The 12,179-nt window shown below is 74.0% G+C and carries 10 protein-coding genes and 1 pseudogene; 5 read left to right on the top strand and 6 right to left on the bottom strand.

The genetic code is table 11. The features are described from left to right. Nucleotides 1–75: 75 nt before the first annotated feature. On the top strand, nucleotides 76–2,013 hold the full coding sequence (locus tag K7G60_RS36555) for a glycoside hydrolase family 31 protein (RefSeq protein WP_374115735.1): 1,938 nt from the start codon (nucleotides 76–78) through the stop codon (nucleotides 2,011–2,013). Nucleotides 2,014–2,124: 111 nt separating this feature from the next. Here the strand turns inward: K7G60_RS36555 and K7G60_RS36550 are convergent, their stop codons facing one another. Beyond that, nucleotides 2,125–2,730, bottom strand: coding sequence for an NUDIX domain-containing protein (locus tag K7G60_RS36550; protein WP_263986712.1), 606 nt, complete (start codon nucleotides 2,728–2,730; stop codon nucleotides 2,125–2,127). On the opposite strand from K7G60_RS36550, the gene K7G60_RS36545 reads away from it, so the two are divergent. From K7G60_RS36545 to K7G60_RS36535, 3 genes are all read left to right on the top strand, one after another. After that, complete coding sequence (locus K7G60_RS36545) at nucleotides 2,729–3,550, top strand: M15 family metallopeptidase (protein WP_225805274.1); 822 nt, start codon at nucleotides 2,729–2,731, stop codon at nucleotides 3,548–3,550. The two genes, K7G60_RS36550 and K7G60_RS36545, sit on opposite strands and share 2 nt — an antisense overlap. Nucleotides 3,551–3,614: 64 nt before the next feature. Then, complete coding sequence (locus K7G60_RS36540) at nucleotides 3,615–4,088, top strand: Zn-ribbon domain-containing OB-fold protein (RefSeq protein ID WP_225805273.1); 474 nt, start codon at nucleotides 3,615–3,617, stop codon at nucleotides 4,086–4,088. 26 nt (nucleotides 4,089–4,114) lie between these two features. Next, nucleotides 4,115–5,272, top strand: a complete 1,158-nt coding sequence (locus K7G60_RS36535; RefSeq protein WP_263986713.1) for a lipid-transfer protein — start codon at nucleotides 4,115–4,117, stop codon at nucleotides 5,270–5,272. 52 nt (nucleotides 5,273–5,324) lie between these two features. Here K7G60_RS36535 and K7G60_RS36530 read toward each other — a convergent pair whose 3' ends face one another. The 4 genes from K7G60_RS36530 to K7G60_RS36515 are packed head-to-tail and all read right to left on the bottom strand — an operon-like array spanning nucleotide 5,325 to nucleotide 9,669. After that, nucleotides 5,325–5,930, bottom strand: coding sequence for an ATP/GTP-binding protein (locus K7G60_RS36530; RefSeq protein WP_225805271.1), 606 nt, complete (start codon nucleotides 5,928–5,930; stop codon nucleotides 5,325–5,327). Beyond that, nucleotides 5,911–6,336 carry a DUF742 domain-containing protein gene (locus tag K7G60_RS36525; RefSeq protein ID WP_225805270.1) on the bottom strand — a complete coding sequence of 142 codons (426 nt, stop codon included), beginning with the start codon at nucleotides 6,334–6,336 and terminating at the stop codon, nucleotides 5,911–5,913. Before K7G60_RS36525 ends, K7G60_RS36530 begins: the two co-directional genes overlap by 20 nt. Nucleotides 6,337–6,346: 10 nt before the next feature. Next, on the bottom strand, nucleotides 6,347–6,796 hold the full coding sequence (locus K7G60_RS36520) for a roadblock/LC7 domain-containing protein (RefSeq protein ID WP_225805269.1): 450 nt from the start codon (nucleotides 6,794–6,796) through the stop codon (nucleotides 6,347–6,349). Then, nucleotides 6,793–9,669: a nitrate- and nitrite sensing domain-containing protein gene (locus tag K7G60_RS36515; protein WP_225805268.1), complete on the bottom strand. Its 2,877-nt coding sequence runs from the start codon at nucleotides 9,667–9,669 to the stop codon at nucleotides 6,793–6,795. Before K7G60_RS36515 ends, K7G60_RS36520 begins: the two co-directional genes overlap by 4 nt. A gap of 436 nt (nucleotides 9,670–10,105) precedes the next feature. On the opposite strand from K7G60_RS36515, the gene K7G60_RS36510 reads away from it, so the two are divergent. Beyond that, nucleotides 10,106–10,474 carry a hypothetical protein gene (locus K7G60_RS36510; protein ID WP_225805267.1) on the top strand — a complete coding sequence of 123 codons (369 nt, stop codon included), beginning with the start codon at nucleotides 10,106–10,108 and terminating at the stop codon, nucleotides 10,472–10,474. A gap of 123 nt (nucleotides 10,475–10,597) precedes the next feature. Here K7G60_RS36510 and K7G60_RS36505 read toward each other — a convergent pair. Then, nucleotides 10,598–12,179 (bottom strand): annotated as a pseudogene (locus tag K7G60_RS36505) (hypothetical protein); the annotation flags it as partial.

Raw genomic sequence — 12,179 nt, 5'->3', positions numbered from 1 at the left:
TGACCAGCGCGCGGCGGATGGGCTTAACGGTGTCCGTGTTCACCCCGGGACCTGCCGCCGCGCTGGTGGGATCCCGTGGCGGGCGACGGCGCCGGGGCCGCGGCGGGCGACGGTGCCGGGCCGGTGGTGTCGGGGGGCGGGCGGTGGGTGCAGCGCAGCGAGGTGCCGGCCGACGCCCGGTTCTTCGGGCTCGGCGGGCGGGCCGCGGGGCCGCGCCTGCGGGACGGCTCGTACCGGCTGTGGAACACCGACCCCCAGAGGGGTTTCGACCCCGGGGACGATCCGCTCTACCTGACCATGCCCGTCCAGTTCGTGGTCTCGGACGCCGGTACGCACCTGGCGTTCCACGACAACTCCTGGGACGGCCGGGTCGTCCTGGCCGAGGGCGAGGAGGGGGCGGGCTCCGGGCACGACCGGCCGGGGACCAGCGAGGTGCGGATGACGGGCGGGCCGCTGCGCTGCTGGGTGGTCGTCGGCACCCCCGCGCGCGTACTGCACGGCTGGGCGGCGCTGACGGGCGCGCCCGCGCTGCCGCCGTCCTGGGCGCTCGGGCCGCAGCACGCCCGCTGGGGCTTCGGCAGCGCGCGGGAGGTGCGGCGGGTGGTGGCCGGGTACCGGGAGCGGGGGCTGCCGCTGTCGGCCTTGCACCTGGACATCGACCATTACGACGGACACCGGGTGTTCACGGTCGACCGGGAGCGGTTCCCCGATCTGCCGGGGCTCGCGGAGGAGCTGCGGGAGCAGGGCGTGCGCCTGGTGTCGATCGTGGATCCGGCGGTGAAGGCCGAACCCGGCGATCCGGTGTACGACGGCGGGGCGGCGGTGGACGCCTTCGTCAAGGACGCGCGCGGCCTGGAGGTGCGCGGGGTGGTGTGGCCAGGCGAGTGCGCCTACCCGGACTTCACGGACCCCGCGGTACGGGAGTGGTGGGGCGGTCTGTACGAGGAGCGCCTCCGGCAGGGCTTCGCGGGGGTGTGGCACGACATGAACGAGCCGGTGTCCTTCGTCCCCTTCGGCGACCCGACGCTGCCCCGCTCGGCGCGGCACGCGCTGGAGGGCCGGGGCGGCGACCACCGGGAGGCGCACAACGTGTACGGGCTCGCGATGGCCCGGGCGGGGTACGAGGGGCTGCGCCGGCTGCGCCCCGACGAGCGGCCCTTCCTCTTCTCGCGCTCCGGCTGGGCGGGCATGCAGCGGTACGGGGGCACGTGGTCCGGCGACGTGTCGACGGGGTGGCCGGGGCTGCGGGCCTCGCTCGCCCTCGTCCTGGGCCTGGGGCTGTGCGGGGTGCCCTACTCGGGGCCGGACGTGGGCGGTTTCGACGGCAGTCCGTCGCCGGAGCTGTTCCTGCGCTGGTACCAGCTGGGCGCGTGGCTCCCCTTCTTCCGTACGCACGCGGCGATCGACGCGGGGCGGCGGGAGCCGTGGGAGTTCGGCCCCGAGGTCCTGGAGCACGTGCGCGTGGCGCTGGCCGAACGGGAGCGGCTGCGGCCGTACTTCACGACGCTGGCCCGGCTGGCCCGGATGACGGGCGCGCCGTACGTCCGGCCCGTGTGGTGGGGGACGCCCGAGGACCGGGCGCTGCGCGACTGCGAGGACGCGTTCCTGCTCGGCGACTCGCTGCTCGTGGCGCCGGTGCTGACGCGGGGCGCGGACCGGCGGGCGGTGCGGCTGCCGCGCGGATGCTGGTACGACACGGCGACGGGGCGGGCGCACGAGGGTCCCGGGCAGGTGCTGCTCGACGCGCCGCTCTCCCGGGTGCCGGTCCTGGCCCGGGCGGGGGCCGTGCTGCCCGTGCGGGGCGAGGGGGGCGAGCTCGTCCTGGAAGTGTGGGCGCCCGCCGCGGGGCGGACCGGCGGCGGCCTCGTCGTGCGGGACACCGGGGACGGCTGGGAGCCGGCCTCGATCGAGCGGTACCAGTCGCGGCTCGCGGACGGCCGGGTGGTGGTGGAGCGCGTCACGGACGACGGGGTGGAGGAGCCGGGGCTGCCGGTGGTGGTGCGGGGGTTGTGAGGAGGGTGGATCCCCTGGGCGATGGGCGGATCCAAGTAGGTGGATCCAGTTAGCCGGCTCCAATATCCAGTAGCCGAATATTGGAGATTGGATCCAGCAGCCGACATCCAGTCACCCGTAAGCGCCGCCGAACCACTTCCGCACCGCCTCCGTGTGAAGCGGAAAGGCCAGCTCCTCTGGTTCCGTGAGCACATGGTGGCCGCTCGTCTCGTCCGTCGGGACCGACGGCGGGAGCTGTGCGGCCGGGCGGGGCGGGAGGAGGCCGAAGAGGAGGAGGTGGCCGGCCGGGGAGCTCAGCGCGTCGACGAGGCGGACCTCCTCGGCTGAGGCGGGGATGCCGGTCTCCTCGCGCAGTTCGCGGGCGACGGCGGCGCGCCAGTCCTCGCCGTGGTCGATGAAGCCGCCGGGCAGCGCGACCCCGCCCCGCGCGGGTTCGATGGTGCGGGTGACGACGACGAGGCCCGTTCCCGTCGCGCCGGTGACGGGGAGGAGGGCGACGGCGACGGGCAGCGGATTGCGGTAGGCGGTGTGGCCGCAGGCCGGGCAGCTGCGGGGCCAGCCGGCGTCGGGGAGGTGGGCGGCGCCGCAGGCGGAGCAGTGGGCGTCCTTCACAGGGGCGTCCTTCACAGGGGGCGTCCTTCCCGGGGTGTCCTTCACGGCCCGACCGTACGCGATCGCCCTTTCCCCGCGCTGCCGGAACTGGTAGACGGTGCGCATGACTGGACTCGCAACCGCTCTCTGTACCCTCGCCGTCACGGCCGCGGCCGGGCTGCTCGCCGTCACCGGAGCCGTCGCCGCGCCCGCTCCACCGGCCTCGGCCGCGCCGGAGCCCAAGGCGCCGCGGGAGTTCGTGGCCCTGAGCTCCGTGGACCGGACGATCCTCCAGGAGATGCGCTACACGACCGAGCACAACTTCGTCGGCGAACCGGTGGACGGCTACCGGCAACCGCTGTGCGTCCTGACCCGTCCGGCGGCCGAGGCGCTGCACCGCGCGCAACTCCGGCTGCTCGCCCGGGGGTACACGCTGAAGGTGTACGACTGCTACCGGCCGCAGCGGGCGGTGGACCACTTCGTGCGCTGGGCGAAGGACCTGGAGGACGAGCGGATGAAGAAGGAGTTCTATCCGCTCGTCGACAAGTCGAGGCTGTTCGCGGACGGCTACATCGCGGAGAAGTCCGGTCACAGCCGGGGCTCGACGGTGGACCTCACGATCGTGCGGCTGCCGGCGGCGCCCACGCGCGCGTACGTGCCGGGTGAGGAGCTGGTGGAGTGCTGGGCGCCGCAGGCGGAGCGGTTCCCGGACAACTCGGTGGACATGGGGACCGGGTACGACTGCTTCGACACGCGCTCGCACACCGACGACCCTCGGATCCAGGGCGCGCAGCGGGCCAACCGGCAGCTGCTCAGGGGCGTGCTCGCCGAGCAGGGGTTCGTGAACCTGCCCGAGGAGTGGTGGCACTTCACCTTCAAGCCGGAGCCGTTCCCGGACACGTTCTTCGACTTCCCCGTGGCGCGGAGGTCGGTGGCCGGGCACTGAGCCTTCTCAGTGCCGGTCTCCCGTGGCAGACTTCTGACGCTTCGTCAGATCGCGGGAGGTCCCGATGGCACGGACGCGCAGACCGGTGGTGGCCGGGTGGTTCACCGACGACACCGTGCCGGAGGCGGAGTTCCGGCTGCTCGGCACCCGCTGCACGGCCTGCGCGTCGGTCTTCTTCCCCCGCGAGGACGACTGGTGCCGCAACCCCGGCTGCCCGGGCGGCGGCGAGCTGACAGAGGTCCCGCTCTCGCCGCGCGGCCGGGTCTGGTCCTACACCGACGGCCGGTACCGTCCGCCCGCCCCGTACGTCTCCGACCCGGACGCGCCCTGGGAGCCGTACACCCTCGTCGCCGTCGAGCTCGCGGCCGAGGCGATGGTGGTCCTCGGACAGGCGGCGCCCGGTGTGACGACGGCCGACCTCGCCGTCGGGACCGAGGTGGAGGTGGTGCCGGGCGTCCTGAACGAGGACGAGCGGCACACCTGGACCACCTGGAACTGGCGGCCGGTGGCCGAGGGGCGGCGGGAGGGGCGGTCGTGAACGACATCGCCGTGCTCGGGGCCGGGATGCATCCCTGGGGCAAATGGGGGCGGAGCTTCGTCTCGTACGGGACGGCCGCCGCCCGCGCCGCGCTCGCCGACGCCGGTCTGCGGTGGTCCGACATCGGCTCGGTCGTCGGCGCCGACACCATGCGGTGCGGATACCCGGGATACGTGGCGGGGGCGACCTTCGCGCAGGCCCTCGGCTGGCAGGGGGCGCGGGTCACCAGCGTGTACGCGGCCTGCGCCTCGGGCGCCCAGGCCATCGGCACCGCCCGGGCCCAGATCCTGGCGGGGCTCGCGGACGTGGTCCTGGTCGTCGGGGCGGACTCGACGCCGAAGGGGTTCCTCGCCCCGGCCGGCGGCGAGCGGCCCGGCGACCCGGACTGGCTGCGGTTCCGGGTGCTCGGGGCGACCAATCCGGCGTACTTCGCGCTCTACGCGCGCCGCAGGATGGCGCTGTACGGCGACACGGCCGAGGACTTCGCCCGGGTGAAGGTGAAGAACGCGGCGGCCGGCGCGCTCAATCCGCTGGCCCGCTACCGCAAGCGGGTGACCGCCGAGGAGGTCGCGGCCTCCGCCGTCGTCGCCGATCCGCTGCGGCTCCTCGACATCTGCGCCACCTCGGACGGCGGGGCCGCGCTCGTGTTGTCGGGCATGGAGTTCGCGCGCCGGCACGGGCACCCCGAGCCGGTCCGGATCCGGGCGGTGTCCACCGTCTCCCCCACGTACCCCAAGGCGGTGCTCGACCTCCCCGACATCGCGACCGACTCGGCTGCGGCCGTCTCCCCCGCCCCGCACGCCTTCCGCGCCTCGATCGCCCGCGCCGCCTACGAGGAGGCGGGGATCGGGCCCGGGGACCTGTCCCTCGCGGAGGTGTACGACCTGTCCACCGCCCTGGAACTGGAGTGGTACGAGGACATCGGGCTCTGCCCGCCGGGCGAGGGCGCCAAGCTGCTGCACGAGGGCGCCACGGCCCTCGGCGGGCGCCTGCCGGTCAACACCAGCGGCGGTCTCGGCTCCTTCGGGGAGGCCGTGCCCGCCCAGGCGATCGCGCAGGTCTGCGAGCTGACGTGGCAGCTGCGCGGCACGGCGGGCGACCGGCAGGTGCCGGGGGCGCGGGCCGGCATCACCGCGAACCAGGGCCTGTTCGGGCACGGTTCCGCGGTGGTGGCGGTGCGCTGAGCCGACCGGACCGGGCCCCGCGGGGCCGGTGGTGCGCCGGGTGCCCCCGCCGTCAGCTCGTGACGGCGGCGGGGCTGCGGTCCGCGAGGACCAGGGCGTGCTGGACGACCGCCACGAGGACGTTCTTCACGGACTCGCGGTCCCGGGCGTCGCACATCAGGAGTTCCACCTCGGGGTCCAGGTCGAGCGCGCCGCGCACGCTCTCCGCCGGGAACCGCTGGGCGCCCTCGAAGCAGTTGACCGCCACCGTGAACGGGATGCCGCGCCGCTCGAAGTAGTCGATGGCGGCGAAGCTGTCCTCCAGACGGCGGGTGTCCGCGAGGACGACCGCGCCCAGGGCCCCCTGGGCCAGCTCGTCCCACAGGAACCAGAAGCGGTCCTGGCCCGGGGTGCCGAAGAGGTAGAGGACGAGGTCCTCGCGGAGGGTGATCCGGCCGAAGTCCATGGCGACCGTGGTGGTCGTCTTGGTCTCGACGCCGTGCAGGTCGTCGACGGGCCGCCCCGCCTCGCTGAGGATCTCCTCGGTCCGCAGGGGCCTGATCTCGCTGACCGAGCCCACCAGCGTCGTCTTGCCGACCCCGAACCCGCCCGCGACGAGGATCTTCAGGGTCACCGGCTCGACGTACGGCTTGGTGCGGCTAGAGCGCCCGAAGGCCATTGATCACCTCGCGAAGGATGCTCACGTCCGGCAGCTCGGCCGGCGGAACGGGGCGGGTCACATGGACGAGTTCGTCCTCGACGAGGTCGCCGACGAGGACCCGGACCACCCCGACGGGGAGGTCGAGTCCGGCGGCGAGCTCGGCGATCGACTGGGGCTGCTCGGAGCAGCGTTCGACGATCTCCACGTGTTCCGGGGAGAGCGTCTGGTCCCGGCCGGGGTCGTCGGCGGCGGGTTCGGGAACGACCAGCGCGATCAGGTCGAGCCGGTGGCGGGTGGCGGCGCTCGTCCGGCCGCGGGTCATCGCGTACGGACGGACCACCGGCCCGGCCTCGTCGTCGAACCAGTGGTGGGGGCCGGGGGTCCGGCCCCGTTCCCGCCGGCTGTGCTCGGCTTCGTCACTCATGCCGTCCCACTCACCCCCCCGAGGGCAGGCCGGTCCGGGGGGCCGTCGCGAGGTGGGCCCCGACCCGCTTCACCATCAGCGTCATCTCGTAGGCGATCTGACCGACGTCCGAGTCGGCGTCCGCGAGCACCGCGAGGCAGCTGCCGTCGCCGGCGGCCGTGACGAAGAGGAAGGCGTCCTCCAGCTCGACGACCGTCTGGCGGACCTTGCCCGCCTCGAAGTGGCGGCCGACGCCCTTGGCCAGGCTGTGGAAGCCGGAGGCCACGGCGGCCAGGTGCTCGCCGTCCTCCCGGGTCAGCTCCTGGGAGGCACCGGTGGGAAGTCCGTCGCTGGAGAGCACCAGGGCCTTGCGGATGGACCCGACGCGCTGGACGAGCTCGTCGAGGAGCCAGTTCAGCTCGCCGTTTCCGTGTCCGTGTCCGGAGGTCGTGCTGGGTGCTGCGGCGTTCGGTGCGGTCATCGACCGTCCCCCTCGGGTGTCGTTCCTGGTGCTGTCGGGTCGTCCGGCTCTGTGGTGTCCCGCCGTCCGCGCTGCCAGCCACGCTGCATGGCGGCCATGCGGGCGCGTACCTCCTCGGCGTCGCGCTCGAAGGAGTCGGGCCCTTCGGCCCGCGCTCCGGTGCCCGTGCCGGCGTCGGAGCGGCTTCCCGCGCCACGGCCGGCCGGGCCCTCGGCCTCGCGCAGCTGGGGCGCGAGGCTGGCCTGGCGGACGCGGCGGGGCAGGCCGCCGAACGGCTCCGGGCTCTCCGGCGGCACGGGTCCCTCCGGCGGTACGGGGACGAGGACGGGACCGGCGCCCGGGCCCGGCAGGACGGCCCGCCCGTCGCCGTGCGGGTGTCCCGCCCGGACTCCGCGCCGGTCGTCCTGCGGGAAGTCCGTCCGGTGCTCCTGCGGATGCGCGCGGTCCGGCCGCGGCTGGGTGCGCTCGGTCTTGGCGTGGGCGCGGCCCGGCTGCGGGTGCGCGCGGTCGGTCTCGGCGTGGGCGCCGTCCGGCTCGTCGAGGCGGCGGCCGTGGTCCACGACGAGCGTCGGGGTGCGGCGGCGCGGCAGCGGCACGGGCCCGCGGAGCGTGTCGTCGGCGGGCGCGTCCTGCTCGCCGCGGCCCGTCGTCCGGTCCGGGACCTGCTCGTGCTGCTCGCCGGCGGGCGCGAGTCCGGTGCGGCGCCGGTCACGGGGCCGGAAGAGGCCGCCGCGCTCGCTGTCGCTGTCGAGGAGGTCCGCGGACCGGTCGAGGAGGACGTCGAAGTCCTCGGCGCCGAGCGGTGCCTCCAGCTCGACGGGGCCGTTCAGCGGTCCGGGGGCCTCGGTCACGTCGGGCACCTTGGTGAGGGCCGGCCTGCGGGTGGGCAGCGCGCCGCCGTCGACGGACACGTCGTCGGTCCGCGCCGGGTGTTCCAGGGCCTTGCGGTCGAGCCGGAATCCGGCGCCCTGGGTCTCGGGCGCGTCGGTGAGCAGCGCGGCCGGGATGAAGACGACCGCGGTGGTCCCGCCGTACGGGGAGGTCTGGAGGGAGACCCGGACGTTCTGGCGCTGGGCGAGCCGGCTGACGACGAAGAGGCCGAGCCGGTCGGTGTCCGAGAGCTCGAACTCGGGGGTCTCGGCGAGCCGGAGGTTGGCGTCGAGCAGGGCGTCGGGGTTCATGCCGAGGCCGCGGTCGTGGATCTCCAGGGTGAAGCCGTTGGCGACCCGCTCACCGAGGACCTGGACGGCGGTGTGCGGGGGCGAGTACACCGTGGCGTTCTCGAGGAGTTCGGCGATGAGGTGGGTGAGGTCCGCGACGGCGGGGCCGCCCACGCCGATGCGGGGCAGGCGGCGCACTTCGATCCGCTCGTAGTCCTCGACCTCGGCGACGGCCGCGCGGACCACGTCCATGAGCTGGACGGGCTTGCGCCACTGGCGGGAGGGGGCGGCGCCGGACAGGATGACGAGGCCCTCGGCGTGCCGGCGCATGCGGGTGGTGAGGTGGTCGAGGCGGAAGAGGTCGGCCAGCTCGTCGGTGTCCTCCGTGCGCCGCTCCATGGTGTCGAGGAGGGTCAGTTGACGGTGGAGCAGGACCTGGTTGCGGCGGGCGAGGTTGACGAACACCTCGGAGACGCCGCGGCGCAGTTCCGCCTGCTTGACGGCGGCCTCGACGGCGGCGCGCTGGAGGGTGTTGAGGGCCTGGCCGACCTGGCCGACCTCGTCCTCCCCGTACTTCAGGTGGGGCACCTCGGTCCCGACGTCGACCTGCTCGCCGGCGGCGAGGCGGCGCATCACGCTGGGCAGCCGGACGCCGGAGACCTCCTGGGCCTCCTTCTGCAGGCGGCTCAGGTCGCGGACGAGTTCGCGGCCGACGCGGACGGAGATGACGATCGAGGCGAGCAGGGCGAGGAAGCCGAGGACGCCGGCGACGCCGACCTTGAGGAGGACGCTGTACGCGGCGGGCTGGACGCGGTCCTGGTAGCGGTCACCGGCGGCGGTGTTCTCGCGGGCGAGGTCGTCGAGGACGGGGCTCGCCTGGTCCTGCCAGCGCTCGGCGGTGACGGCGCGGGGGTTGTCGGTGGGGCCCTCTTCGACGATCGCGTTCTCGGCGGTGCGCAGCGTCTGGGTGTCGGGGCTGCGCCAGTACTTCTCGAAGTGCTCGCGCTCGGCGGCGGGCAGGAGTTCGAGGTTGACCTCGTAGAACGCCACGCGGTTGGCGACGAGGTCGGATATCGCGCGGATCTCCTCGGAGGTGACGCGGTCGGCGACGAGCGCGGAGAGGACGAGGGCGTCCTCGCGGGAGAGCAGCTCCCGCGCGCGCGTGATGCCGACGAGGGCGCGGCCCTGCTTGTCCATCTCCACGTTCTCGAGGGCGTGGAGGCTGATGAGGAAGCTGTAGCAGGGGTCGACGAGCCGGTTGTAGAACTCGAGGGCCTGCATGCGGCCGATGCCGCGGTTCTCGACGGAGCGGCGCAGCGAGGCGAGGCCGTCGAGCGCGTCGAGGAGGGAGTTGAGCCGCTGGGTGGTGACGGGCCTCATCTCGTCGCGGACGCCGGGGTCGGCGGCGTTGGCGCGGATGCGGGCGATCTGCCGGTCGGTGGCGCGGCGGGTCTCGCGCAGGGAGGCGAGGGCGTCGGAGCCGCGGGGGTCGGCGAGGTAGATGAGCGACTGCCGGCGTTCGATCTGGATGACCCGGGCGGTGTCCTCCAGGGGGTAGCCGACCTTGTCGACGATGTAGCCGACGTCGAGGAGCTGGTCGGCCTCGCGGCCCGTCAGGACCGTTGCGAACCCCCACAGGCCGGTGAGGGAGACGAGCGGTACGAGCAGCAACGCCACGATCTTCCTGCGGATGGACTTCCCGCGAAAGCGCATGGCCTCCCCCAGCTCGGCCCCCGTTGCGCCACGGAGGCCCTTCACGTTCGTGACCGCCGGCGTCAACACGCGGCGTCAACCTTGAATTTCAACAAACGGCGGCGCGAGCCTACTACTGCATCACGGCCATCCCGAAGGCGTGTCCGAGCGATTTTCAGCCTGTCGAGTGAGTCTTGATCATGAGATGTCCTGGTATTAATGGAGTTGAGATTGGCCACTGTGGTGTAGGACACCTGATGGTGTGCCATTTCTCCGGCCTGCGCGGATGGCTGGAACTGTTCGTTCCGCCGGTCCGCGGGCCTCGTTCACCCCACCCGGGCGAAACCTTTTCGCTCTCTCGTGCGTCAATGGGTACGGGGAGGGTTCTGTCCGTGTAAAGGCGCTCAAGACGGGCAGCCGTCCCTGCAGTCGTTCAGTGGTGGGGAGTGACGGGACAATGGAACACGAGGCGCGGTCGGCGCGGCGGTTGTGGGTGGAGGAGGAGCGGGGCCGACGGCGGATGCCCGACCCGGTGCGCAACGCCGCCGTGCGGGCCGTGATGATCACGTCGGTGGCACTCATCCAGGCCGTGGTGGCCTTCTTCTGTACGGTCTCGGGCGCGTGGCTGGCGTTTCCGGTGACGGTCACCGCGGTGGCGTCGACGGTCGTGGCCACCTGGAGCGTGCTCGACATCTGGATCACCCGTCAGGTGTGGCGTCAGCGCAACGGCGTGGTGTCGGAGCCGAGCAGCACCGCCCGTCCGCCGATCCGGGCGCGGCGCGGCGAGGGCCGGACGGAGACGGCACCGCTGTCCGAAGCGGCGTGAGCGGCGCCGAAGCGGTCTGAGCAACGGCGAGCGGCCCGGCCCCCTGCTGGGGGCCGGGCCGCTCGCCGTCGTACGACCGGGGACCGGGCCTCCTACGGCCGGGATGCCTCGTACGACCGGGGACTACGCCTCGTCCGCCGGGGCCGCGTCGTCGGACTGGTGGCGGCGGAACATCCGCGTCGCCGTGATCTCGCCGTGGATCGTCTCCCCCTCCGCGGCCGGCTGCGGCAGCCCGGGGCGCAGGTGCTCCTCCACGCTGATGTACTTCAGTCCGGCCCGCAGGTCCGCGTCGTTGCGCAGCCGGATCACCAGCGGGAACTCGGCGAGCGCGGTCGTGTCGAACAGGCCCGTCGTGTAGAGGAGCTGGACGCCCAGCGCGTCCGACACGGCCCGCTGGAGCTCCAGGAGGTACGTGGCGTTGGCGCGGCCGATCGGGTTGTCGAGGAACAGCGTGCCCGCGTGCCGGTGCTTGTCGCGGCCCCGGTCGTTGGAACGGAGCGCCGCCATCGTGCAGTACAGGGCGATGGCCGCGGTGAGCAGCTGGCCGCCGGAGAAGACGTCGCCCATCTGCCCGACGGGGACCCGCTCGGCGCGCAGCACCGCGTCCGGCTTGAGGATCTCGACCGAGACGCCCCTGGGTTCGAGCGCCGCCTGGACGCCCCTGAGGAGCAGGGACATGCCGTCGCGCCGCAGGTCGGAGTTCTTCTTGACGGCGGCGCGGGTCGCCTCGTCGACGACCTCGCCGAGCCGCTCGGCGAGCGTGGCCTGGTCGGGCTCCTCGAAGCGGATCCGCAGGAACTCCTGGCCCGACCACTCGCCGAGGCCCTCGGGGAGCCGGGAGAGCCGCTGCGCGGAGCGGAGCGTCGCGAGCGAGGACTCCACCAGGCCTCGCAGCCGGTCCACGATCGAGTCCCGGTTGCGCTCCAGCTGCTCCAGCTCGTCGGTGAGGACCCGCAGCCGGGGCGCGAAGGCCTCGGCCCACTTGGCGGCGTGCTCGGGCAGCGCGGAGGCCGGCAGTTCGCGTATCTGCTGGCGGGCGGGGGTGCGGACCTGCTCGTAGCGGGTGGAGTTGGCGTGCCGGACGAGGATGTCGCTCGCCTCGCGCACGGCGGCGTCGGCGGCGGACAGCTCGGCGGTGCAGGCGCGCAGGGCGCGGCGCGCCTCGGCGGCCGTGGTGCGGGCCTCCTCCAGGCTGCCCGGGTACGGCTCGGTCTCCTCCCGCTCCTCGTCCGCGTGGTCGCGGAGCAGGTCGCGCAGCAGGGCGGCCGTCTCGTCGAAGCCGCCGGCCGCGTCCTCGGCGGCCCGGTGGTCCCGGAGCAGTCCGGCGTGGGCGGCCCGTGCCGCCTCCAGGGCGTCGGTGCGGGCGGCGAGCTCGGTGGTCGCGGTACGGAGCAGGGCCTGGGCCCGCTCGGCGTCGGCGGGCACCAGCTCCTCGGGCAGCTCGGTGTGTGCCTCGCCGTCCTCGGGGGCCAGGCGCTCGGCCTCGCCGCGGAGCCGGCCGAGCTTCTCGCTCGCCTCCGATGCGCGGGACTCCAGCATCTGGACCAGGGCCTCGGCGCGGGCGGCGGCCGCCTGCCGGGACGGGCCGTCGGCGCCGTCGGTGGACTCCAGGAGCTGTTCGGCGCGGGTGCGGACCTTGTTGGTGACTCGATCCGTTCGAGGCGCTGCTGCGGGGAGAGCGTGCCGGTCACGGCGGCGATGCGCG

The organism is Streptomyces sp. NK15101, from assembly GCF_020400725.1.
Lineage (GTDB): Bacteria > Actinomycetota > Actinomycetes > Streptomycetales > Streptomycetaceae > Streptomyces.
Note: the sequence above shows the minus strand (reverse complement) of the source record. Positions and strands in the feature narration are given on the sequence as shown.

Excerpts from the sequence above, each read along its gene's own strand:
- K7G60_RS36545 (WP_225805274.1), top strand. The coding sequence starts at position 2,729 with ATGACTGGACTCGCAACCGCTCTCTGTACCCTCGCCGTCACGGCCGCG.
- K7G60_RS36550 (WP_263986712.1), bottom strand. The coding sequence starts at position 2,730 with ATGCGCACCGTCTACCAGTTCCGGCAGCGCGGGGAAAGGGCGATCGCG.
- K7G60_RS36540 (WP_225805273.1), top strand. The coding sequence starts at position 3,615 with ATGGCACGGACGCGCAGACCGGTGGTGGCCGGGTGGTTCACCGACGAC.
- K7G60_RS36535 (WP_263986713.1), top strand. The coding sequence starts at position 4,115 with ATGCATCCCTGGGGCAAATGGGGGCGGAGCTTCGTCTCGTACGGGACG.
- K7G60_RS36530 (WP_225805271.1), bottom strand. The coding sequence starts at position 5,930 with ATGGCCTTCGGGCGCTCTAGCCGCACCAAGCCGTACGTCGAGCCGGTG.
- K7G60_RS36525 (WP_225805270.1), bottom strand. The coding sequence starts at position 6,336 with ATGAGTGACGAAGCCGAGCACAGCCGGCGGGAACGGGGCCGGACCCCC.
- K7G60_RS36520 (WP_225805269.1), bottom strand. The coding sequence starts at position 6,796 with ATGACCGCACCGAACGCCGCAGCACCCAGCACGACCTCCGGACACGGA.
- K7G60_RS36515 (WP_225805268.1), bottom strand. The coding sequence starts at position 9,669 with ATGCGCTTTCGCGGGAAGTCCATCCGCAGGAAGATCGTGGCGTTGCTG.
- K7G60_RS36510 (WP_225805267.1), top strand. The coding sequence starts at position 10,106 with ATGGAACACGAGGCGCGGTCGGCGCGGCGGTTGTGGGTGGAGGAGGAG.